Annotated in this window: 21 protein-coding genes; 9 read left to right on the top strand and 12 right to left on the bottom strand. The window is 32.1% G+C overall.

Annotated elements, in window-relative coordinates; genetic code table 11:
- Window positions 1–30 precede the first annotated feature (30 nt).
- Window positions 31–3,765 carry a metallophosphoesterase gene (locus B0A81_RS00625; RefSeq protein ID WP_089056210.1) on the bottom strand — a complete coding sequence of 1,245 codons (3,735 nt, stop codon included), beginning with the start codon at window positions 3,763–3,765 and terminating at the stop codon, window positions 31–33.
- 26 nt (window positions 3,766–3,791) lie between these two features.
- Between B0A81_RS00625 and B0A81_RS00620 the strand changes: the two genes are divergently transcribed.
- Window positions 3,792–4,970 (top strand): Pycsar system effector family protein, encoded by a 1,179-nt coding sequence (locus B0A81_RS00620; protein WP_089056209.1) that lies wholly within the window; start codon window positions 3,792–3,794, stop codon window positions 4,968–4,970.
- Window positions 4,971–5,150: 180 nt separating this feature from the next.
- Here the strand turns inward: B0A81_RS00620 and B0A81_RS00615 are convergent, their stop codons facing one another.
- The 10 genes from B0A81_RS00615 to B0A81_RS00570 form a co-directional block, all read right to left on the bottom strand.
- The gene (locus B0A81_RS00615; protein WP_089056208.1) at window positions 5,151–7,520 is read right to left on the bottom strand and encodes a GAF domain-containing protein; all 2,370 of its coding nucleotides are present in this window, start codon (window positions 7,518–7,520) and stop codon (window positions 5,151–5,153) included.
- A 204-nt stretch (window positions 7,521–7,724) separates the two neighbouring features.
- Entirely contained in the window at window positions 7,725–8,783 is a 1,059-nt protein-coding gene (locus B0A81_RS00610; RefSeq protein WP_089056207.1) for a nucleoid-associated protein, read from the bottom strand.
- A gap of 44 nt (window positions 8,784–8,827) precedes the next feature.
- Window positions 8,828–9,187, bottom strand: coding sequence for a four helix bundle protein (locus B0A81_RS00605; protein WP_089056206.1), 360 nt, complete (start codon window positions 9,185–9,187; stop codon window positions 8,828–8,830).
- Between the two features lie 100 nt (window positions 9,188–9,287).
- Window positions 9,288–9,827, bottom strand: a complete 540-nt coding sequence (locus B0A81_RS00600; RefSeq protein ID WP_089056205.1) for an IS1096 element passenger TnpR family protein — start codon at window positions 9,825–9,827, stop codon at window positions 9,288–9,290.
- Window positions 9,828–10,031: 204 nt separating this feature from the next.
- Window positions 10,032–10,634, bottom strand: coding sequence for an HPP family protein (locus B0A81_RS00595; RefSeq protein ID WP_089056204.1), 603 nt, complete (start codon window positions 10,632–10,634; stop codon window positions 10,032–10,034).
- A gap of 87 nt (window positions 10,635–10,721) precedes the next feature.
- Window positions 10,722–11,999 (bottom strand): chloride channel protein, encoded by a 1,278-nt coding sequence (locus B0A81_RS00590; RefSeq protein ID WP_089056203.1) that lies wholly within the window; start codon window positions 11,997–11,999, stop codon window positions 10,722–10,724.
- Window positions 12,000–12,264: 265 nt separating this feature from the next.
- Complete coding sequence (gloA2, locus tag B0A81_RS00585; protein WP_089056202.1) at window positions 12,265–12,654, bottom strand: SMU1112c/YaeR family gloxylase I-like metalloprotein; 390 nt, start codon at window positions 12,652–12,654, stop codon at window positions 12,265–12,267.
- Window positions 12,654–13,229, bottom strand: a complete 576-nt coding sequence (locus tag B0A81_RS00580) for a sugar O-acetyltransferase (protein ID WP_089056201.1) — start codon at window positions 13,227–13,229, stop codon at window positions 12,654–12,656. The genes gloA2 and B0A81_RS00580 overlap by 1 nt, the downstream gene beginning before the upstream one ends.
- A gap of 9 nt (window positions 13,230–13,238) precedes the next feature.
- A complete protein-coding gene (locus tag B0A81_RS00575; RefSeq protein ID WP_089056200.1) occupies window positions 13,239–13,697 on the bottom strand; it encodes a YciI family protein in 459 nt (152 codons plus the stop codon).
- A 10-nt stretch (window positions 13,698–13,707) separates the two neighbouring features.
- Window positions 13,708–14,166 carry a DinB family protein gene (locus B0A81_RS00570; protein ID WP_089056199.1) on the bottom strand — a complete coding sequence of 153 codons (459 nt, stop codon included), beginning with the start codon at window positions 14,164–14,166 and terminating at the stop codon, window positions 13,708–13,710.
- Between the two features lie 138 nt (window positions 14,167–14,304).
- Here B0A81_RS00570 and B0A81_RS00565 point away from each other — a divergent pair, with 138 nt between their 5' ends.
- The 8 genes from B0A81_RS00565 to B0A81_RS00530 all read left to right on the top strand — a co-directional run bounded on the left by B0A81_RS00565 (window position 14,305) and on the right by B0A81_RS00530 (window position 21,038).
- A complete protein-coding gene (locus B0A81_RS00565; RefSeq protein WP_089056198.1) occupies window positions 14,305–16,470 on the top strand; it encodes a TonB-dependent receptor in 2,166 nt (721 codons plus the stop codon).
- Window positions 16,471–16,894: 424 nt separating this feature from the next.
- The gene (locus B0A81_RS00560; RefSeq protein WP_089056197.1) at window positions 16,895–17,515 is read left to right on the top strand and encodes a hypothetical protein; all 621 of its coding nucleotides are present in this window, start codon (window positions 16,895–16,897) and stop codon (window positions 17,513–17,515) included.
- 27 nt (window positions 17,516–17,542) lie between these two features.
- Window positions 17,543–18,901, top strand: a complete 1,359-nt coding sequence (locus tag B0A81_RS00555; RefSeq protein ID WP_089056196.1) for a histidine kinase — start codon at window positions 17,543–17,545, stop codon at window positions 18,899–18,901.
- A 2-nt stretch (window positions 18,902–18,903) separates the two neighbouring features.
- Window positions 18,904–19,206, top strand: a complete 303-nt coding sequence (locus tag B0A81_RS00550; protein ID WP_089056195.1) for a 2TM domain-containing protein — start codon at window positions 18,904–18,906, stop codon at window positions 19,204–19,206.
- A gap of 2 nt (window positions 19,207–19,208) precedes the next feature.
- On the top strand, window positions 19,209–19,538 hold the full coding sequence (locus B0A81_RS00545) for a 2TM domain-containing protein (protein WP_089056194.1): 330 nt from the start codon (window positions 19,209–19,211) through the stop codon (window positions 19,536–19,538).
- A gap of 2 nt (window positions 19,539–19,540) precedes the next feature.
- A complete protein-coding gene (locus B0A81_RS00540) occupies window positions 19,541–19,846 on the top strand; it encodes a 2TM domain-containing protein (protein ID WP_244281191.1) in 306 nt (101 codons plus the stop codon).
- Window positions 19,847–19,864: 18 nt separating this feature from the next.
- A complete protein-coding gene (locus B0A81_RS00535; RefSeq protein ID WP_089056192.1) occupies window positions 19,865–20,233 on the top strand; it encodes a 2TM domain-containing protein in 369 nt (122 codons plus the stop codon).
- Between the two features lie 37 nt (window positions 20,234–20,270).
- On the top strand, window positions 20,271–21,038 hold the full coding sequence (locus tag B0A81_RS00530) for a LytR/AlgR family response regulator transcription factor (RefSeq protein ID WP_089056191.1): 768 nt from the start codon (window positions 20,271–20,273) through the stop codon (window positions 21,036–21,038).
- A gap of 305 nt (window positions 21,039–21,343) precedes the next feature.
- Here B0A81_RS00530 and B0A81_RS00525 read toward each other — a convergent pair whose 3' ends face one another.
- Complete coding sequence (locus tag B0A81_RS00525; protein WP_089056190.1) at window positions 21,344–22,369, bottom strand: COX15/CtaA family protein; 1,026 nt, start codon at window positions 22,367–22,369, stop codon at window positions 21,344–21,346.
- Window positions 22,370–22,384 lie beyond the last annotated feature (15 nt).

The raw sequence follows: 22,384 nt of genomic DNA, 5'->3' as shown, positions 1-22,384 counted from the left end.
CCTTTGCCACTCTGAACCTTTGAGCCTTTTTTAAAAACTATATGCAGCCCCAAAAATAACTCTTCCTACTTCGTCAGGAGATTTAAAATAAGAGATTCTTGCTGTTAAAACATTGATTGCATTCAGCCAAAGACCACCGCCATAATCCTGATGCCATTTTCTTGAATTTTCTCCATCAAGCCAGATTCTTCCGTAGTCAAAACCACCTAAAATTCCGTAAGTCAAAGGAGCAACCGTACGTTCGATTTTACCAAGACTTAATCGAAGATCAGAGCTTTGAGAGAAATATGAATTCCCTAAAAAACGATCGTTTCTATATCCTCTTAAATCGGTGTCGCCTCCTAAAGCAGCGCCTTGATAAAATTCGTAATTGTTATTAAGGATTGCTTTTCCTTTTAAGTATGTCGCCAAAACCAGTTTTCCGTTATGATCGATTTTATGAGTAAAGCCTAAAATACTTTCCAGTGTTGGGAAATTTTGTTTCGTGTCGCTCAAATTTGTCGTCCAAGTGGCGGCAATCATAAACGCCATTCCTAAAGTTGGTTTTGCAGCAAAATCAGAATTTTTAAATTGATATTTTACTTTTACACCGCCAAATGTCTGGCTGTCAAATACCATCGGATTTACGATATTTGGAATATCAATATATCTATTTTCGGTTTCTTCAACTGTCATTTTTTGAAAAATAGGTTGAAAGCTAAATTCACTTCCGTATCGTCCAACATGTCTAATAGCGCCCGATACATTAAATTTTCGAATACGAACCCTGTTATAATCCATTCCAAATTCCTCATCATTGTTCTGACTTTCATTTCCATATCCAAAATAGTTCATGGCAAAATTTGGAGTAGTATACTGTGATTCAACATCAATAACCCATTTACCCAGTAATCCAGGAAAATGTGCCGCATAATTAAATTCCAAACCGCCTGTAGCAAAGTAGTAAAAACCATTTAATACATGCTTTTGAGTATAAGGATTCTGTTTGAAATTGTTTACCGTGTAATTTATATTAAAGCCTAATTTTACACCATCATCAGGATTATATCCAATATTTGGCAGACCAGAAACTACATTGTATTTTGGTTTTTCGTAATTGTATAAGTTAACATCATAATCGTCAGTTAACTGAGTTTTAGTTTTTGAGTCCAAGTTATATGTGTTTTCTTTTGATTTAAAATCGTAAACAATAACCTTTCGTCCATTTTCAATGTTATAAACATCATTATTTTGACCGCCAATTAAACGAATTTTAATGTTTGATTTATGATCGCCTTTTACTTCAAAAACATCGTTGTCGTCTAAACCATAAATCCATAAATTTTTCGTTTTAGTGTCACTTATCGTTTTTGTGTATTGTAATTCGTCGCCATCTTTTTTCATTCTGATAACCTGAAGTTCAATTTTGTTTTTAGCAATATGATTCAAAACAAATTTGTCTTTTTTATCAGTTCCCGCAATCATAATTGTTTTACTTAAAACATCAGAATAGCGTATTGCATATTTTTGAAGCTCTTTCTTTCTGCTTTTTAGCTTTTGCTTAATTTCGTCAATCGTTTCATCCTGAACCTCTTTTGGCAGACTTTTAAAAGCATTATCAATATCGCTGTCAGATAGATTTTCTTGAATAAATTTTGCCTGCGCAATCCAGTCTTTTTCTTCAGACGTTTTTAAAAATGCCAAATCTAATGGATAAGGTTCTCTGTTAAGCCATTTTACATTGTCGATAGAACTTTTAAAAGTACGCATATGACGCAATGCGGGAATATTCATTAAAAGAGAAAGTAGAGTTCCATCATATTTTACAAATGCCTGATCACGATCTCTCGGAATTGGTTTGTAAATAATTTTTCCGTCTTTTTTATGTTCGCCCCAACGCCATTGGTCACTGTGTCTGTCCCAGTCGCCAATCAGCATATCAAACAAACGAGCTTTTATATATTCTTTTTCATCAACACCATATTTCTCATCTTTATGAAGATTTGCCATCATGTCACCTGTGCTTATTATATCACTCGGATTTCCGAAGTTTTTAGCGTCAATATGATTGTCAGCAGGTCTTTCTTCCACCATATATAATCCGTCTCCAAAACTCGCATTAAATTCTTTTAAGCCATTTTGTCTGGGGATATAGTATAAAACAGGATTGGTGTGCGATAATCCTATTTTGTCGGATAAATTTCCAACTGCAAAACTTGTATATGGATGTGATGTAGTGTAAAAATCTAATAAGAAATTCTCTGCATAAGTATCGGCAAAATCGTTTACAACATATTGATCTTTAAAAGCAACTGACTGTAAAAATGCTGTAGCACTTTTTTTCATGGCGCGCATTACATATTCGCGGCCTTTTGGATCTGACATTCTAAGGGAAACCGATTGGTGCCCGCCGCCTTCTCGAATAGGTTTTAATCCTCCCATTAAAGTATCAACAGTAGCCATTTTTACTTCAATTGGCATGCTGTAATATTTTCTGTAATGCTGTCCGAACAAGAATTTATGAAAGATACTTTTTTCAGTCATTTTCGGCGGATAGATAGAAGTTGTTATTTTTGGAGGGAAGTTATTCGGGATATCTGCCGCCCAATTAATTTCTTTAGCCTTGATTATTTCGCGTTCAAAAAGTAGTTTTTCTTTATTGTTTTCATTTCCATAAAAAGAAACTTTAGCATCGCCGCTTTTAAACAAAGTTAAAGTTGCATAGCCATTTCCGCCATACGAGAAATCGTAAGGATTTACAGCTCTAGCAGCTTCAGATTTTGATTCGGCTCCGCTGATAATCTGCTGAATATTTTCTTTGCTGATGTATTGCAGATTGTGATCGTGTCCAGAAACAACAATTACATTTTTCTGTTTCTGTAACAGCGTTTTAATTCTTTTGGCGTAAATAGTATATTGCTTATTTTGAATGTCCTGCGGACTTATTCCAGATGTTTTTCGAAGTAAATTGATAAAAGATCCAATAATTGGAAGCGGAATTTTATTCTCAAGAGGAAATAATTGTTTTTCCATAGAGAATTGTCCGCCATGCGTTCCATTGCTCAACAAAGGATGATGAATTGCCAAGACAACTGTTTTTTCTTGATTTTTATTTAAAATGCTTTCCATCTCATCAAAAAAATCTTCTCTTGTTTTTATAGAGCAATTGTCGTTGATAGTCGGGTGATCATCCCAGTTTTCAAGAAACCATTCGCTGTCAATTGTTACTAAAGTTGTTGTACTGTCAATTTTCACGCCTTCAATTGGACATGATTTTCTTGGTAAAAAAGCTTTTTTGTCATTTAAATAATTAGTTACAAACTCAGCTTGTCGTTCAAGACCTTTTATGCCGCTGTACCAATCATGATTGCCGGGAATAAAAATTGTTTTGCCTTTAAAACCTTTAGTCAGTTTTAATTGATTAGTAAGTTTAGTTTCGGCAAGTGCTTTATCGTCAGGATTTTTATCGCTTGGAAAACCTTTTGGGTATATATTGTCTCCTAAAAAAAGCAAAGTTGACTTTTTACCGGCTTTTTTTAACCTTTGATGTAAAAGCTCCAAAGTTTGCTGTGCTTGTTCTTCGTCGGCATTTCCTGCATCTCCGACAAGATAAAATGTTTGGGCAATTTTTATGGTATCAGTTGCGTTTTCTGTTTCATTAGCGCTTACATTTTTTCCGTATTGAGGTTTATGCGTGGCACAAGAGCTAATTAATATAAGAGTTGCAATTGCTAATAAATAGTTTTTAATCTTAGCAATGAAATGATTTTCCAAAAACAATTTCATAATTTAGTGGTATAAAAATATTCTTTATGAATCTAATAGATCAATCCGAAGATTTCGTCAGTAATTTACTCAAAGATAAACTTTCTAATTTATATTCTTACCATAATTTTAACCATACATTAACGGTAGTTACTGCGGTTAAAGAACTATGTAAGAAAGAGGAAGTAAGTGACGGCGATAAAGAAGCTCTTATAATTGCGGCTTGGTTTCACGATACAGGTTATGTACATGGTTATGATAATCATGAGAAAGAGAGTGTGAAAATTGCGACTGCTTTTTTGAAAGAAAAAGGACAGTCAGAAGAATTTATTGCAGCTGTTGCCAGTTTGATTTTGGCAACACAGAAAGAATATGTTCCTAAAACGCATTTAGAAAAAATCATTAAAGATGCAGATTATGCTCATCTTATGGGGACAGAATATGTAACCACTTGCGAATTGCTGCGTTTAGAACTTAAAAATACTGGAAAAATATCATTCTCTAATGCGGAATGGGCAAAAGAGAATTTGAATTTTTTATTGAATAAACATCGCTTTTACACAGATTATGCACTGCGAAAATGGCAGCCGCTGAAAGAGAAAAATTTACTGCTTGTTCGAAAAAAAATTGATAAACAAGAATTAAAAGCTGCCGAAGCAATAGAGGAGGAGAATAAAAAGAAAGAAAAACTCGAAAAACCAGATCGTGGTATTGATACTTTATTTCGCGTTACTCTTGGAAATCACACACGTTTAAGCGGTATTGCCGATAGTAAAGCTAATATTCTGTTATCTGTTAATGCTATTATTATTTCGATTGCACTTTCGTCTATTATTCCAAAATTAGACAGTCCAAAAAATGCGCATTTGGTACTGCCAACTTTCATTATGCTGATTTCGAGTGTAGTTACCATTATTTTTGCAATACTTTCTACGCGGCCAAAAGTAACTTCTGGTTTTTTTACACGTGCTGATGTTGAAGAGAAAAAAGTGAATTTAATGTTCTTTGGAAATTTCTATAAAATGCCTCTTGAAGATTACGATTGGGCAATGAATGAAATGATGAAAGATCGAGATTATTTGTATTCAACAATGATCAAAGATTTATATTACCTAGGATTGGTTTTACAGCGAAAGTACAATTTACTGCGTATTGCCTATAATTTTTTCATGGTAGGAATAATTATTACGGTAATTGCGTTTGTAATCGCATTTAAGTCTATTTAATTTTAGTAGATATTGCTTAGACGCTGATTTTACGGATTCGCTATCGCGAAAACGCTGACAAAAGCGAATTTTGGAAAAAATTTAAAAAAAACTTTTCAATCTTTGTTCATCTGCGTTTTCGCGATAGCGAATCCGCTTGATCTGCGTTCAATATATAGTAAAAGAAAAAGCTCAACTAATTTAGTTGAGCTCGTCTAATAAATCCTGATAGGTTATTTTTTTTACCGCTGGATTCTCCGTGTTATTAATCACTTTTACTCGAATCGCCCTTAAGCCCGAAACACCTTGAAGATCTTCGACCTCAAATTGTTCTATGGCAGGTTCAAGAACTTTAGTGTGCTGTAAGTATTTAATATATTTTAAATATTCGGCTTCTTCGCTGTTTTGCGAATACACAATAGTTATTTTTTCCTTTTCGGTAATACGTTCGTTAGTTCCTTTAATATTCGATTTGTCAATTCGTTTTTTAACAACTTCATATCTGGCATTATAAGTTCCGTCAACATCAAAACGTTTTTCATCCATTCTAAAACGTATAGAAAGCGGAGAACTAAATACTAAAATCAGAGAAGTAACATCTAATTCGTATGGCAGTGATTCTTTTAGCTGATGATGTGCCAATTCCATTTCGCATAACGTTTGCAGCTGCCACAAACGCAAATTATGCAGATACATTATATCAAATGGTTTTGTTGGTGCAATTGAAGCTCCAATATATAAATTATGTTCTACTCCGTCCGTTTTAAAACGCTCGTAATAATGTGGATAAATTTGCTGTGCCTCGATTTGTTTTTTATCTAGAACAGAAGCTAATCTTTTGTTGATAATCGACATCGCGTTGTCAAACTTCTTTCTTTCCTGATAAAACATTCCTGTTTTTTCATCGAGAGTTGCAAAATACAATTCCTCCAATTTTACATTCTTAGCATTGTCTTTTGTGTTTTTTAATATCGGATGAATTTCTTCTTCGATATAGCGTTGAATATGCTGTTCTGTATCTGCTTTCAAAGGAAATTCTAATTCGTCTCGCAACGATTCTAACTCGAATTTTCTTTGTTCCAAAAGAACCAAATTAGAGTTCGGCTTTTGATTGTCAAAGATTTCTAAAAGTGCTGTAAGCTGATTTTGAAGATCTATTTTTACAGTTTCATTTCGATGTTCAGATGAACTTTTTATATCAATTTGTCCGTATAACGGAAATACATTTTTAAATACAATTTCTTTAAAAATATAATCTTTCGTATGATTTATATTTTGAAAGTAATTTTGAGATTCTTTCTTGAATTTCCAATAAACGCTTGGGTGAATTGTAGTGTACTCACGTTGAATAATAGCTTCAACCTGATGCTGCATATCGGTATTATAGCGATCGATTGTATCTGTTAAATACGGTAAAACTAATTCTAGTTTTGTTGCGTTAACGCTGTTAAGTTCTCTTGCATTTTCAGAAACCAATTCGACTACACCCAATAAATTACCATCTTTTATAACCGGAGCAAAAACACAGCTTTGAATTCCTTGTTTTAATAAATGTTCACCAAGTTTTTTGTTTGAAGAAGCTTCAATGAATTTTTTAACATTAGAAATAACAAGCGGTTCTTTTTTGTCTAATAAATTTTCAAAAGAACATCCAAAAAAAGCATTTTTACAATCGACTTCCTGATCCGATTTTAATAAAAAACTGGTAAGCTGATTGTCAAATTTTATTGGTCTTATAAATTTTTCTTCTTCTGGATTATAGATTATAAAACCAACTTTTAGATTTGAAATTTTAAAGATCGATTTAAAAATGTTTTCAATTATTTCTGTCGAAGCAACTCTTGTTGTTTCGGGTTTTAATAAATTACTTTTTAAGTTCGAAATAGCGCTTTCGGTTGTTGCATCAAACAAAGAAACAATACCAAATCCTTTAAGAGTCCAGCTTCCTTTAGGAAATTTTGATTTCCATAAATCGATATCATTATAATTATCAATAAGAAGATCGATATCATCCTGCGTTAAATGTACTGCTTTTTCTGATGGAGTAATTTCCATAAAATCGGCATTATACAAAATTCTATAATGCTTTTCTATGCCATTTTCATCTGGAATATCATAAAAAAATGGTCTGTTGAAATCGAGATTTTGTTTGTAATAATCGCTTAAAATCAAGCAGCAATTGTTGATGTAAAATTGATGTTCATCAAAATCACGAATTTCCATATAAAATTCATCGCCGGCATTGCTCAAAATTTTCTTGAAACGTTCTGTATAATTGAATGAAACGTTTTGAAAAGGAATTGTTATTGCTTTTATCTCGTTATGCGTAAGCGCAGTTGGAAATAAATCAGCAACTAGATTTTTGATTAAACCTTCGTTATTTTTAATAATAGAGTAGTCGTGAATTCCGGTTCTAAATTCCGGATATGCTTCAACCTCTTTTAAAATGGCTTTGGCATAATTAGATCGATAATCAACATCGGATAAAGCAATTTCTTCAAAAGATTCAATCAGCTTATGAAATGAGATTATCGTTTCGAAAGGACTTTCGTTGTGTAAAAGACGATCCATCTGTTTTGGTTTTAAAATACAAAATTAAGCATAAATTAAGAATCTTTCGCATTTTGCGATTTCTTTCGTTTATAGCACTATCAAGTTTAATTGATGTTTTGAAAAGAATATCTTTTATAGCGTAAAACGGCCAATAAAAAACGGCAGTTACAAATTGCAACTGCCGTTTTTCGTTTTAAGTAAGTAATAGAAAATGAATAACTCTTAGCTTTTTTCTTCTTTATTGAAGTAAACTAAGTAGTAATACATTTGTTTTTCTTCATCCCAGCCTTTTTCAACAAATTTCTCTGCACTTTCAGGATTGATGAAATCCATTTTAATCTGGATATGTGTATCTAGATTAATAACGTTTTTGATCGATTTTCTAGCGTCAGAAACTGCTGCGTTTGCAATTGGGAATGAGGTTACATCTTCAATGCTGTATTTTTCTCCTTTATCAACTTTATAGTTTTTGAATTCAGGAATTAAGTCTGGATTATCAAGTACTTCATTCAAGAAATTTTGTTCTTCAAACTGATCGTTTTTAGCGAAATAATTCACAGATCTGTTCATGAACATAACTTCTTCTTTTTTGTCTTCTGCAGGTAAAACAACATCTTTTGCAAAGTTTTGACAGAATTTCAAGTACTTTTTAGTGATGAAGTTTTCATCTTCAAAAGCATCAACAGATAAAAAGTGCTCTAACCAATAACGTGCATCATAACGGTTGCTGTCTACAGTTAGAATTTTATATCCTTCTTCTTTTTTATAATTAAAAATCAAACATCCTTTGTCTAGTTTACTCAAGTTGATACCTTGTTGTAAAATCATTTCAAGATTGCTGTCTTTTTCTTCAAATTGTAAAAAGTCAGCCTGTAACTCACTTTTAAAAATTCCGATCGCATCAACTACATTATTGTCGATACTTAAGTTTGTTAAGTACGTAACATAAACTTCTCCGTTTTTAATATGCGGATGGTTAGACTGCTCAAATAAATGCGTCGTAATTTTTTTTGAAATCTCCTGAACATTAGCTGGATTTGTAAAAATTTCAGTCGCATATTTAAACATGTCATTATAATCCAAATCCACTTCATGCGCAAACTGATAATAGTTTTCTTCCTTTTCTCTAAAAGGTTTAAAGAAATACTCTTTTATCAAAGGCACAATTTCGTCATTTAAATTAAATGGTTGTTCTGATAAAAAAATAGCTTCGTTACGGCTTTTGTTCCCTACGCGGTGAATCGAAAGCGTCTCGATGTGGGTGTTGAATAAGTTGATCATTTTTTTTTAGGTGCTGAGGTTCTAAGATGCTAAGGTACTAAGGTTTAGTTTCTGCTTTTTATTTTTTTAATAAAAGAAACTAACATTCTTTCTACTTCGCGACTGTCCTCATATAAGTTATTAAAATCGTTTTCTTTTAAGTAATAAATGTTTTTTGCAATCTCTAATTGAGTCTGCATTTCGAATAAAGACCCAATAGAAATGTTTAAAAAGCGTAAAAAATCTTTATCGCTTTCTCTGCCAAATCCTTCTGCAATATTACTAGGGATAGAAACCGAGCTACGTCTAATTTGTAAAGTTAATCCGAAGATTTCTTCTTTTGGAAAACTGTTTGTTGAAGAATAAATTTTGGTTGTCAAGGCCATTGATTTCTGCCAGATAAGTAGGTTTCTAAAATTACTCATGTTTAATTTTTTTTTAATTTGAAAAATTAAAAATAAGAAAAAACTTTCAAATTAAAAACCTTAGAAACTTAGCATCTTAGAACCTTAGAACCTCAAAAATCTAATTCCAATTCTCCTCAAATCCAAAATCTTCAAAGCTGTCATCGCCTTCAAACATATCTAGATCGTCTTCGTCTAAATCATCTTCAAATTCGCCGTAGATATCGTCATGCATATCAGCTTCAAAATTTTTCTCGCCAGAATCATCAGGCATTTCTCCGTGAGAGAATAAAGTTTCTGGATAAACAGCTCCAACAGATTGCTCTTCAATAGCAGCCAATTCAACTAAGAAAGTCCACATATGAATGAAATCGTAAACATAAATGATTTTGGTATTTTCTTTATCTAAGATAGAAGATAATGGATAATCGTTCATAGTTCTTTGCTCACCAGGAACATCACCAGTATCAAAAAGCGGAATTTCATCTTCTTGATTCCAAGTTTCATCGCAGGTGTAGAACGAAGCTACTTCCATTCCGTCAAAACCAAAAGCGTTGAAGATTGCATTGTGTAAATCTTCAAGAGTATCTTCTTCAAGAATAGCAATGTCTCTAAAAATATCTTCTTCGGCGTCTAGAATTACTCTAAATTTATAAACCATAATCTTTGTTTTTATTGAGAGGTCAAAGGTAAAATATAAAAAACAAAATACGAATTGTGAATTACGATTTGTTGAAAAGATTTTAAACTATTGTTTTCCTGTGATTTAGTGTGTTTTATGAATTTGTTGAATTTTCAGAATCTTTTAGTTTTCAATGATTCCGAAAATAGCAGCTGCAAGGTTATGAAAAGTTCACAAGAGCATTTATGACTTACCAGTTAATCTCTTTTTGATTTTATGATAATGTTTGTGGTAGGTACTATGACTAGGATAACTTCTGCTTGATGTCATATTGTTAAAAAGCAGAGCAGTCAAAAGTAAAATAAGAGTTCCCACAAGAACCGGCGAAACAACATAAAAATATCCTAAAGCTTTAATTTTATCTGAGCCAATAATAGCAATCAAAGCTGTTGCGCCTCCTGGCGGGTGCAGAGTTTTTGTAATCTGCATAAAAATTATCGCAAGTGAAACTGCCAAAGGTGCAGCGATCCAGATAATATCTGGTGCTAGTTTATGAACTGTAACGCCTATGAAAGCCGAAATTACGTGTCCGCCAACTAAATTTCTTGGCTGTGAAAATGGACTTTGAATAATTCCGTAAACCAAAACGCTTGAGGCTCCAAAAGAACCAATTAAATAAACAGCGTCATTTCCTGTAAAATGTATAGATTGTACATAAGCTAAAATACCAATGCCAACAAATGATCCGAGAAATGACCAAAAATGTTCTTTGTAGTCAATTAAAGTTTCTTTATAAAGAATATAACGAGTTTTGCGATAGCTTCTTTTAATTCTAGGAGTGGGCATAATTATTTAATGTTTGTATATTTTACTAAGAAAGGGTTAAAGATTAGTATTTAAATCTGTGAGATTTGTGAGTTGGTTTCTGAATTGCTATTTTGTTAAACTTGGAGCATAAGTATAAACAGTATGAGGATAAATCATTTTTGCAGTGTATTTAGAAATTAAACACACAACAAGAATTGGTAAAAACAATGTATAATCGTTTGTTAAACCGCATACTAAAAATATTGCCGTAAAGGGCGCATGAATACTTGCGCTTAATACTGCTGCCATACCAATAATCATAAAGTTTACTGGAATTACATGCAGATTGAAAAAGGTATTTAAAACAGATGCGAGTAATAATCCTAAAAAGGCACCAATAAAAAGACTTGGTGCAAAAACGCCGCCGTCTCCGCCAGAAGCCAATGTAATTGAGGTAACGATTGGTTTAAGAATTAAAATACCAATAAATGTTAAAGCTAATGTTATGGTTAATGGGATTTCGGCCGAGTTTCCAAAAATAGCTTTTATAGCATGATAACCTTCTCCATATAATTGTGGAAAAACAAATAATGAGATGCTTAAAACTACAGAGCCAATAAGGATTTTATAATAATGAGTATCTATTTTTCCAAATTGAGATTTGAAGAACAATACACATCGTGTTAAATACACAGAATTCATTCCAGCTAAAATTCCTAAAAGAATAAAATACGGAATTGCTTTTAGATGCCAAGTTGTAATTGACACGGCAAATAGAGGTTCTTCTTTTAAAATCGAAAGTAAACCGAATGCAATTGAAACAGCAATTACATTGGAAATAATAAATGCACGAGTTACTTTTCTTGAAATAACTTCGAAAGCAAACAGGATTCCTGCAATTGGACTGCTGAAAAGAGCTGTAACTCCAGCAGCAACACCCGCACAAATTAATTCTGTTTTATATTGACGGAAGACATTTTCTTTTTCATGAGCAACAGATCCAATAGTTGCAGTAGCTACAACTGTAGAAACTTCTATTCCTGTTGATCCGCCAAAAATAACAGTGATTAAACCGTTTATAAAATGTGATGGAATTTTATAAGAAGGAAGATTTTTTTTGGTTTTTGTACTTTCAAAAACCTCTTTAATTCCTTTATTTTCTTTTTTCTTAAAGAGATATTGTCTCAGGAAATAAATTACAGACAATCCGAAAACTGGAAAAATAATGTAGAATATTGGATGAACCGATACTTCGTGAAAGAAGATTTCTTCGTAATATTCAGTGATTTTTTTAAGTGAAATTCCTAAAAAGGCAGATAAAAAGCCAATTAAAACAGATACAATAACTAATTTTCGGAATTTGATAAATTGATGATTTTTTTTGATTTTCGCCGTTTTGTTCATCAGAAGTAAGTCGCAGGTTTTTTATGCGGATTACAAAATTAAGCATCAAAATCGGTTTTTAATAGAAAATCTTCAATATAGTGTGTTAAAATATATATAAATAAGAAAATTCTTTCAGTGTGTTTTTCTTTATATATCGGTTGTTTAGGGGCAAAGATTCAAAGCAGCAAAGGTTCAAAGATTCTTATTTCAAGCTGTTCTATAAAATAAAAAAAGGAGAAAAACCTTTGTACCTTTGAGCCTCTGCACCTTTGAAACTTAGTTTCTATCTCTCATAAAACTCAATTGGTAATAAATCGGGATCAGCAATAAATGTAAAACGTTTTTCGGTCGTTTCATCTATTCTGATAGGTTCAGCTTCTATGTTTTTTGAAGTTAAGAAAGCAATAGTTTCTTCTAAATTAATTACTTCAAATGCCAAGTGTCGTAAACCAACTGCCTCTGGTCTTGAAGGACGCTGCGGCGGATTTGGAAAAGAGAATAACTCTACTACATAAATGCCATTTAATGCCAAATCAAGTTTGTACGATTGGCGTTCTTCACGATAGATTTCTCTAATAATAGAGAGTCCTAAAATCTCAGTATAAAAAATTTTAGATTTTTGATAATCCGAGCATAAAATGGCAATATGATGGATTTTATTTAAGGTAAGCATTAGTTTTTTTGTTGAGGTTCTTGATTTAATTTTCGAATTACTTTGGCAGGATTTCCAACGGCAAGAGAATTATCAGGAATATCTTTTGTAACAACGGATCCTGCACCAATAACACAACCTTTGCCAATTGTTACGCCGGGACAAATAACGGAATTTCCGCCAATCCAGCAATCGTCGCCAATTGAAATTGGTTCTGCGTTTTCTAAAGATTTTCTCAATTCAGCATCAAGCGGATGAGTTGCGGTGTAGATTTGAACATTTGGTGCAAAAAAAACATTTGATCCAATATTTACTGGACAACTATCAAGAACAACACAATTAACATTAAAATAAACATTGTCACCGCAAGTTATATTGTACCCATAATCGCAATGAAAAGGAGGTTCGATATAAAAATTACTTCCAGAATTAGGAATTAATTCTTTTAAAATTTCTTTTGCTTTTTTAGTCAAGCGGTATTCTTTTACATTTAATGTATGCAATAATATTTTTGCTTTTCGGCGGTCTTTTACTAAAACAGGATCTCCTGGTAAGTAATATTCTCCCGCAATCATTTTTTCTTTTTCTGTTTTCATATAAAGAGATTACATTTTTGTCTTGGCAATTTTCTCATGTATTTTTACCGTTTCCTGCAAAGCCGCACTCGAATACCACGGTGTTAATTCGGCTTCAAGCAAATTGGCTTTTATGGCTGGATCTGTCGCAACAAGAGCTTTTGCTTCGTCAACAGTTTCTACATTAAAAATATAAATGCCGCGATAATTTCGATCGTTTTTCATAAAAGGACCGGCAGCAACCAGTTTTCCTTCTTTGGCTAGTTTGTTGATATTTGCCATATGACCTTCAAAAAGTTTTTTGGTTTCTTCTTTTGAGGCCGTTTTGTTTGTTCCAGATTTCAATAAACAGAAAACATATTTTTTCATTCCATATTCATCTGCATTCAAAGATTTGGCTAAATTTTCATCAAATTTAACTTCAGTTTCCTGCGCAAATCCAATTGCATTTAGCAGTAAAAAAACGAATAAAAAGAGAGAGTTTTTCATAACACTATTTTTAAAGAAGTTTTTTCAAAATAACAATCTGCCCTAAATGATAAACATCATGCTGAATTATACCGTGTATATGTTCGTAGAACGTGTGATTGTTTGCAGCATATATTTTTGCCAGATCAGCATCGTCACAATCCTCAAAAAACGAATTCCATGATTCTTGTGATTTAGCCAAATTTTGAAGTGATTGCTCCCAAGCGGCTTCGGACGGATCTAAAACGGGAACAAAATAATTATGATCCGGCGTTAGGATTGTTTCTCCCTGAACACGTTTTAAAATGTTTCTTCTCCACTGTATCAGGTGATTTACAATTTCCCAAATCGTGTTTAAATTAGGATTTGGTTTCTTGTAAGCTTGTTCAGCACTTACATTTTCTAAAGTATGTGCCAAAGTAACTTCCAGCCATGGATTTCCATTATAAATGGATTGATATAGATTTGAAATTCTCTTGCTTTCTGACATAATTGATAGTTTTGCAATTCAAAGCTAATATACAAATAAAGTAAATTACAACTCAGACATAAATTTCTACAGTTCGGTTATTATATATTTTTTAACGCTGAATGTTAAAATACATTTGCTGTAACAAAAACCAATGTTATGAAAACCAAGTTATTTTTTACAATTACCTTTTTATTTTTTACCGCATTTATTTTTGCTCAAAATACGATTTCGGGAAAAGTGCTGGACCAAAAAGGAAGACCTGTTCAAGGTGCTAATATTTACTTAGACGGAACATATGACGGAGCAACAAGCTCTGCAACAGGTGAGTTTTCTTTTGAAACAAGTGCGACTGGAAATCAATTTCTTGTAGTGAGTTTTTTGCTTTTTGAAACCTACAAGAAAGAAATTGATGTAACAAATTATAAAGATCAAACAGTTAAACTAAGAGAAAATATAAATACACTTGATGCTGTTGTAATCACAGCAGGAACTTTAGAATCTGGAGATAAAGCAAGAGTTTCAGTTTTAAAACCTTTAGATATTCTTACGACAGCAGGTTCGAATGGAAATATTGTGGCAGCATTACAAACTTTACCAGGAACACAATCTGTTGGTGAAGACGGGCGTTTGTTTGTTCGTGGTGGAGAAGCAAACGAAACTCAGACTTTTGTAGATGGAATTAGAGTTGCGCAGCCTTACGGAGCGACAACAAATAATTTACCAACTCGAAGCCGTTTCTCTCCAATGTTGTTTAGCGGAATCTCTTTTTCGACTGGAGGTTATTCTGCAGAATATGGCGAAGCATTATCGAGTGTTTTACTTTTAAATACGCAGGACGAAGCAGATCATAATAAAACAGATATTGGTTTAATGACTGTAGGTTTGAGTTTAGGACATACTCAAAAAATGAAAAAAAGCTCGTTGAGTGTAAATATGGCTTACATAAACTTAGCGCCATATCAGGCAGTGATTCCTCAAAATGTAGATTGGAATAATCCGTATCAATCTCTGGGAGGTGAAACGGTTTACAGATATAATTTTACAAACGGAATCTTTAAACTTTACGCCGCTTTTGATTCGGAGAAATTCGATTTAAATCAGAAAAATATCAACTTCGAAAAACCTATCAGAACAGATTTGAATAACAATAATTTTTATTTGAATTCTTCTTATAAAGGAACTTTTGGAACTGGATGGCAGTTAACTTCAGGAATTAGTTACGGATACAGTAAAAACAAAACAAAATATGATATAAATGATATTGATGCTGATGAAAATGCAGCGCAATTGAAATTGAAGTTTGGCAAAAAAGTTTCGAATTATTTTAAATTGTCTTTTGGAGCGGATTATTTCATTACAAAATTCGATGAAAATTTTAATGACAATATTTCTATCAATGTTACAAACGGATATGATTCTAACATTTTTGCGGCTTATACAGAAGGAGATATTTTATTTTCTAAAAGATTGGCAATGAAAGTTGGTTTAAGATATTCGAACAATAGTTTATTAAATGAAAATAATATTGCGCCAAGAGCTTCAATAGCCTATAAGTTTTCAAAAACCAGCCAGCTTTCATTTGCTTACGGAGATTTTTCTCAAACACCAGTTGTAGATTATATTAAATATTCAAAATACCATCAGTTTGAAAGCGAAAAAGCAAGTCATTATATTTTGAATTATCAGTTTACAAAACCGGGACAGATTTTTAGAGCAGACCTTTATTATAAAGATTACAGGAATTTAGTTCAGTATGACACAAGAGATATTAAATACAATTCAGTCTTTAATAATAACGGTTCAGGTTATGCAAAAGGTTTAGAATTATATTGGAGAGACAGTAATTTGTACAAAAACTTAGAATATTGGATTTCGTATTCTTATATCGATTCTGAACGACAATACAAGAATTATCCAACAATGGCTACGCCAAGTTTTATTGCAAATCATACTTTATCTGTAGTAACAAAATATTTTATTACGGATTGGAAATCACAAATAGGTTTTACAAATAACTATAGTTCAGGACGTCCTTACAATGATCCGAATCAGACACAATTTATGAGCGGAAAAACAAAGTCATACAATAGTTTGAGTTTCAACTGGGCATATATATTAACAACACAAAAAATCCTTTATTTCTCCGTTTCGAATATTTTGGGAACACAGAATGTTTTTGGATATGATTATGCAAAATTACCAGATCCAAACGGAGTGTATCAAAGACAAGCCGTAGTGCCAACCGCAGATCGATTTTTCTTTATTGGTTTCTTTTGGACTATCAGCCAGAATAAAAATGAGAATCAGTTGAAGAACCTTTAATTTGAGGTTCAGAGCTGCAAAGGTTCAGAGTTGCAGAGGTTTTAAAATGTAAAAAAAAACGTTGTTCCTCTGAGTATAAAAAGAAAAAACTTTGCCTCTTTGCAACTATGAACCTTTGAATCTTAAGAAAAAAACAATTCAGCAGCAAAAATCAACAACTCAGTATCATTTAATTTTAAAACAGTAAAATCCAACATACTTTTGAAGTATAAATTAATAGGGACAAAGAATCAAAGTAACAAAGGTTCAGAGTTTTATGAATAGTAGTAATAAAATTAACCTCTGTAACTTAACAGTTTTGAACCTAAAAAAAAGTTTTAATCATCAATTAAAATGGAGAAGTTAAGATTCTAATACACAAAGAAAAATCTTAGAACCTTAGCAACTCAGAACCTAAAAACAACAACCTTAAAAAAAAGAAATCATGACCAAAATTATTACCATTATCACATTATTTATCTGCAGTTTATTATCTGCACAAACACAGTTTGAACAAGGAATGACAAAAGCTTTTGGGCTTTGGAAAGAAGGAAAAAATGCTGATGCTTCGGCATTGTTTGAAAGAATTGCGGCGGCGGAAAAAACAAGTTATCTGCCAAATTATTATGTAGCTTTAATCAACACTACATCGGCTTTTAAAGAAAAAGATAAAACTAAAATTGATTTGTTATTGACAAAAGCGCAAGATGCTATTGATGCTGAAATGATTAAAGATTTAAATAATTCAGAGTTATATGTTATGCAGGCTTTAATTTACACAGCTTATGTAGCTTCAGATCCAATGACAAACGGAATGAAATATTCGGCTAAAGTGATGGAAGCTTATGCAACTGCAAAAGCATTAGATCCAAATAATCCGAGAGCTGTTTTTGGCGAAGCTGATTATCAGTTGGGAGGAGCAAAATGGACAGGGGTTGAGACAAAACCACTTTGCGAACAAGTTAACAGATCTATCGAACTTTTTGGTACTTTTAAACCTGAAACGCCTTTCTCTCCAAAATGGGGTTTAGAAAGAGCATTAGAAGTTCAAAAAACTTGTAAATAAAAATAGTAATAAATTAAGCGGATTATAATGAAAGACCATAGAAACACATTTTCTGATATAAAAAGCGGAACAATCGTTTGCTTTAAAATAGCCATGGTTTTTGCCCTTATATTTTCAGCTTTTTTAGGAGAGGATTTAAATGTTAAAAATGTTCTTGTTACTTTTTTTATAAGCTGCCTTTATTCTTTCGGATTAGGTTTTGGAAATGGCTATATTAATGTTCTTTTAGATAAAAAATGGGACTGGCTGGAGCAGACAAATTTAAGAGTTTACTACGGGATCTTGGTAACTGTTTTGTACACGGTTCCTGTAGTTTTAGGGATAAACTATTTCATTTTTGTTGTTTTGCAAAACGTAACTTTAGACGTGTTTTTAGGAGGAAGAATGCTTTGGGTGCATCTTTTTTATATCATTCTTTCGTTAGGAGTTTCTACTTTCATGCAAGCCAGAAGTTTTATGGTAAAATGGAAACAAGCTTCTAAAATTGAAATAACGCAGCAAAAAATTATAGCAGGAACAGCAAATGCACAATTCGAGAGTTTGAAAAATCAGATCGATCCTCATTTTCTTTTTAACAGCTTAAATGTTTTAAGTTCTTTGATCGAAGAAAATCCAGATAATGCACAGCGTTTTACTACTTCGTTATCAAAAATTTACCGCTACGTTTTGGAGCAGAAAGATAAAGAATTGGTTTCTGTAGAAGATGAATTGTCGTTTGCAAAAACCTATATGAATCTGCTGAAAATGCGTTTTGAAAATAGTTTATTCTACGAATTGCCAGTTGAAAATATAAATCCAGACGCAAAAGTAGTTCCGCTTTCATTACAACTTTTACTCGAAAATACGGTAAAACATAATGTGGTAAGTGAGCAAAAACCGCTTCACATTCGAATTTTTATTGATGGAGATTATTTAGCCATTCAAAACGATCTTCAGAAAAAGGAAGTTCTTCAAGATAGACAAGGAGTTGGATTACAGAATATTGTAAGTCGATATGCAATTGTAACTAACAGAAATGTGATGATCGAACAAGATGAGAAAAATTTCACAGTTAAGATTCCAATCTTAACAAAACAAATTAACGTTATGGAAACAAATGCAGATTATAACGATGAAACGAAAGCTTATTTTAGAGCTAAAAAAAGAGTAGAAGAATTAAAAGGGTTTTATGGAAATGTAATTTCATATTGCTGTGTTGTTCCAATATTAGCTTTTATTAATTTAAGATACTCTCCAGGATTTCAGTGGTTTTGGTTTTCAGCTTTGGGCTGGGGATTTGGAGTTGTAATGCATGCTTTTAAAGTGTATGGTTACAGTTCAGATTGGGAAGAAAGAAAAATTCGAGAGATTTTAGAGAAAGAAAAAAGTAAGCAAACCTGGAAGTAATCATGAAACCAAATTATACAGAAACGGAACGGTATTATCAAGCTCAGAAAAAAGTAAAAGAAATTAGAGGGTTTTACGAACATTTGACCGTTTTTATTTTCGTAACCGTAGTTTTAGTTGTTATCAATCTTATAACTTCGCCAGAATACTTATGGTTTATTTGGTGTATTGGAGGCTGGGGAATAGGAGTTGTTTTTCATGGATTGAAAGTTTTTGGATACTCACCGTTTTTTAATAAAGAATGGGAAGAACGAAAAATTCAAGAGATTTTAGAGAAAGAGAAAAATCAAAAAACTTCAAACTAAAGATGAAAGCAAATTATAATAGTGATCAAGAAGAATATGAATTACAGCAGTTGGCTAGTAAAAAGGTTGTAAAGCTTAAATCATTCTATATTCATTCATTCTTTTACTTTATTGCGTTAGTGCTCTTTATTTTGAAAGAGTATTATAAACTGCCTTTGAATGTGTTTCCTGCTAAATTTTTAAATGGAATTGTAATGATTCTTTGGTCAACCGTTTTCTTTGGTTCAGCCATCGATTTATTTGTCTCAGCTAAAATTTTTGGAGATAAATGGGAGAAACGTAAAATGAAAAGTATTTTAGAAAAAAGAGAAAAAAAACAAAAATGGGAGTAATCATGGAAATGAAATACAGTGAAGAGGATAAATATTTTTTGGCGAAAAAGAAAGTCGGAGATATTAAAGGTTTTTATGGAAATTTGGCATCTTATGTATTTGTAAATGCGATTTTGATTTTCGTTAATTTATACACATCACCAGAATATTTATGGTTTTTTTGGCCTTTGTTGTGGTGGGGAATTGGAGTAGTTTTTCATGGATTAAGGGTTTTTGACGTATTTCCGGTTTTAGGAAAAGACTGGGAAGAAAAGAAAATCAAAGAGTTTATGGAAAAAGAAAAATGGAATAAAAATAAATGGCAATAATTTTTAAATCAAAATAAAATGGGACGATTTAGAAGACGTATGTATGAAGAATATGGAGATGAATTTAGTACTGATGAAAGCTTTAATGCTGCGTACAGAAAAGTAAGAAGAATAAAAGGATTTTACTCGCATCTTAAGGTTTACATTATAGTGAATATCATTATCATTATTTCAAATTTAAATAATGGTTTCATAGGCAATCGTATTGAAATACGAGGCTTTGGAGATTGGGAAGTTTATTCAACCGCATTTTATTGGGGAATTGCTTTAGCCATTCATGCCTTTACCGTTTTTGGCCCAGATATTTTCTTTAATAAAGATTGGGAAGATAGAAAAATCCAAAAATATATGGAAAAAGAAGCTCAGAATAAGAAAAAATGGGAGTAATTTTAACTTGTATATTTTAAACTTTGTACCGCATTAAATGACCACATTAATTATAGAAGACGAAAAACCAGCTGCACGTTTATTACAGCGAAAACTTGAAAAATTAGATATAACTGTAAAAACAATGCTGCATTCTGTAGAGGAATCACTTCATTGGTTTACAAATAATGAACATCCAGATTTAATTTTTCTAGATATTCAGCTATCAGATGGTTTATCGTTTGAGATTTTTGAAAAAATAAATATTCAAAGCGCCATAATTTTTACCACAGCTTACGATGAGTATGCTTTGAAAGCGTTTAAACTGAATAGTATTGATTATCTTTTAAAACCAATTGATGAAGACGATCTAGAAGCTGCAGTTGTAAAGTATAAAGCACGAATTCCTAAAACAGATTCAGGAAATCAGAATCTTCAGTTAGACTTTGAGCAGATACGTCAAATGTTGTCGAATCCTTTTGAGAAAAGTTTCAAAAAGAGATTTACCGTTAAAATAGGACAACATTTAAAAGTAATAACAACCGAAGAAATCGAATGTTTTTTTAGTGAAAACAAAGGAACATACATACATACTTTTGATAATAGAAACTATTTAATCGATTCGACTTTAGAAATCCTGGAACAGGAATTAGATAAAAAGGATTTCTTTCGCGTAAGCAGAAAATTTATTGTACCGCTTCAGGCAATTAGAGAAATTCAGGTCTATACAAATTCTCGTTTAAAAGTTATCTTACCAACTTACAAAGAAGATCAGGTAATAGTAAGCCGAGAAAAAGTACAAGATTTCAAAACTTGGCTTGGGTAAAATCTAAATCAAAATATAGAAATTCAGATGATTTTAATTCATTTAATTAAAATCTATGTCGCAAAAAAAAGGTTGTCTTAAAAGGACAGCTTTTTTTGTAAGCTTCAGAGAAGCTAAATATTTATAGCAAAGAATGAATGTTTATAATTTATGTCGCACCTCCGGAGCTTTATTATTTATCGAATTGTATCTCTATAAATATTTTACCCCGCTGGGGTTTATCGAAGAATAAATTTGTCAATAATCTATACAGCAAAAAAGCTGTCCTTTTGAGACAGCTTTTTTTGTGTAAATATATTTCGAATTTATTTACTCAATCGATGCAATGTAAAAGTCATTGCGCTTAAAAGGAAAAATGCCATAATCTGATGAATTAATCCTAAAGCCAAAGGCACACTGTATAATAAAGTGAAAACCCCTAGAAGAAACTGTATAAATACAAATACTACCAAAGTTTTGATTCCGTTTGACTGTGTATTGGTAAGCGTGTATTTTTTACTTCTAAAATAAAGAAAAAGTATAATTGCAACTACTACATAAGCAAAAGTTCTGTGAACAAATTGAACACCGCTTTTACCTTCAATTAAATTTTTTATTAAACTTGATTGTTCGATAAGAACTGATTCGTGCATAAATTCTCCATCGCTCATTAAAGGCCAGTGATTGTGAATTAATCCTGCATTTAATCCAGCAACAAACCCGCCATAAATAATTTGTATTAATAAAGCGGCCAAAGCATAACGTGCAATAGTGCGTAATGGTAATATTTTGTTGATATTTCTTTCAGGATAAATCAAATCCAACGCTACCCAAAGTGTATAAGCAAAAGTTATAAAAGCAAAAGTTAAATGCAGCGAAAGTCTAAAATGACTTACATCTGGATTGTCAATTAAACCGCTTCGAACCATAAACCATCCAAGGAAACCTTGAAAACCGCCCATTGCCAAAAGTACGATACACTTTTTGATCGTTGCAGTATCTAATTTCTTTTTGATTAAGAAATAAACAAAAGGAACAAAAAATACCAAACCAATAATGCGCCCGATGAAACGGTGAAACCATTCCCAGAAATAAATAAATTTATAATCTGAAAGTTGAAAATCGTTATGAATATTGATTTTTTGATACTCAGGAAACTTCTTGTACTGCTCAAAAGCCTCATTCCATTTTGCATCTGTTAAAGGTGGGAAAGTATCGGTTACCAAATGCCAATCGGTCATTGATAAACCTGAATTTGTCAAACGGGTAATTCCGCCAACGACTACCATTAAAAATAATAAAACACAGCCTGAAAGCAACCAAATGATTACTGATTTATTCTCTTTTTTCATTTTATTAAATACTTA

It is taken from the genome of Flavobacterium plurextorum, from assembly GCF_002217395.1.
In the GTDB taxonomy this organism is placed as follows: Bacteria; Bacteroidota; Bacteroidia; order Flavobacteriales; family Flavobacteriaceae; genus Flavobacterium; species Flavobacterium plurextorum.
This window is presented reverse-complemented; position numbering and strand designations above follow the sequence as displayed.

Excerpts from the sequence above, each read along its gene's own strand:
- B0A81_RS00625 (WP_089056210.1), bottom strand. The coding sequence starts at position 3,765 with ATGAAATTGTTTTTGGAAAATCATTTCATTGCTAAGATTAAAAACTAT.
- B0A81_RS00620 (WP_089056209.1), top strand. The coding sequence starts at position 3,792 with ATGAATCTAATAGATCAATCCGAAGATTTCGTCAGTAATTTACTCAAA.
- B0A81_RS00615 (WP_089056208.1), bottom strand. The coding sequence starts at position 7,520 with ATGGATCGTCTTTTACACAACGAAAGTCCTTTCGAAACGATAATCTCA.
- B0A81_RS00610 (WP_089056207.1), bottom strand. The coding sequence starts at position 8,783 with ATGATCAACTTATTCAACACCCACATCGAGACGCTTTCGATTCACCGC.
- B0A81_RS00605 (WP_089056206.1), bottom strand. The coding sequence starts at position 9,187 with ATGAGTAATTTTAGAAACCTACTTATCTGGCAGAAATCAATGGCCTTG.
- B0A81_RS00600 (WP_089056205.1), bottom strand. The coding sequence starts at position 9,827 with ATGGTTTATAAATTTAGAGTAATTCTAGACGCCGAAGAAGATATTTTT.
- B0A81_RS00595 (WP_089056204.1), bottom strand. The coding sequence starts at position 10,634 with ATGCCCACTCCTAGAATTAAAAGAAGCTATCGCAAAACTCGTTATATT.
- B0A81_RS00590 (WP_089056203.1), bottom strand. The coding sequence starts at position 11,999 with ATGAACAAAACGGCGAAAATCAAAAAAAATCATCAATTTATCAAATTC.
- gloA2 (WP_089056202.1), bottom strand. The coding sequence starts at position 12,654 with ATGCTTACCTTAAATAAAATCCATCATATTGCCATTTTATGCTCGGAT.
- B0A81_RS00580 (WP_089056201.1), bottom strand. The coding sequence starts at position 13,229 with ATGAAAACAGAAAAAGAAAAAATGATTGCGGGAGAATATTACTTACCA.
- B0A81_RS00575 (WP_089056200.1), bottom strand. The coding sequence starts at position 13,697 with ATGAAAAACTCTCTCTTTTTATTCGTTTTTTTACTGCTAAATGCAATT.
- B0A81_RS00570 (WP_089056199.1), bottom strand. The coding sequence starts at position 14,166 with ATGTCAGAAAGCAAGAGAATTTCAAATCTATATCAATCCATTTATAAT.
- B0A81_RS00565 (WP_089056198.1), top strand. The coding sequence starts at position 14,305 with ATGAAAACCAAGTTATTTTTTACAATTACCTTTTTATTTTTTACCGCA.
- B0A81_RS00560 (WP_089056197.1), top strand. The coding sequence starts at position 16,895 with ATGACCAAAATTATTACCATTATCACATTATTTATCTGCAGTTTATTA.
- B0A81_RS00555 (WP_089056196.1), top strand. The coding sequence starts at position 17,543 with ATGAAAGACCATAGAAACACATTTTCTGATATAAAAAGCGGAACAATC.
- B0A81_RS00550 (WP_089056195.1), top strand. The coding sequence starts at position 18,904 with ATGAAACCAAATTATACAGAAACGGAACGGTATTATCAAGCTCAGAAA.
- B0A81_RS00545 (WP_089056194.1), top strand. The coding sequence starts at position 19,209 with ATGAAAGCAAATTATAATAGTGATCAAGAAGAATATGAATTACAGCAG.
- B0A81_RS00540 (WP_244281191.1), top strand. The coding sequence starts at position 19,541 with ATGGAAATGAAATACAGTGAAGAGGATAAATATTTTTTGGCGAAAAAG.
- B0A81_RS00535 (WP_089056192.1), top strand. The coding sequence starts at position 19,865 with ATGGGACGATTTAGAAGACGTATGTATGAAGAATATGGAGATGAATTT.
- B0A81_RS00530 (WP_089056191.1), top strand. The coding sequence starts at position 20,271 with ATGACCACATTAATTATAGAAGACGAAAAACCAGCTGCACGTTTATTA.
- B0A81_RS00525 (WP_089056190.1), bottom strand. The coding sequence starts at position 22,369 with ATGAAAAAAGAGAATAAATCAGTAATCATTTGGTTGCTTTCAGGCTGT.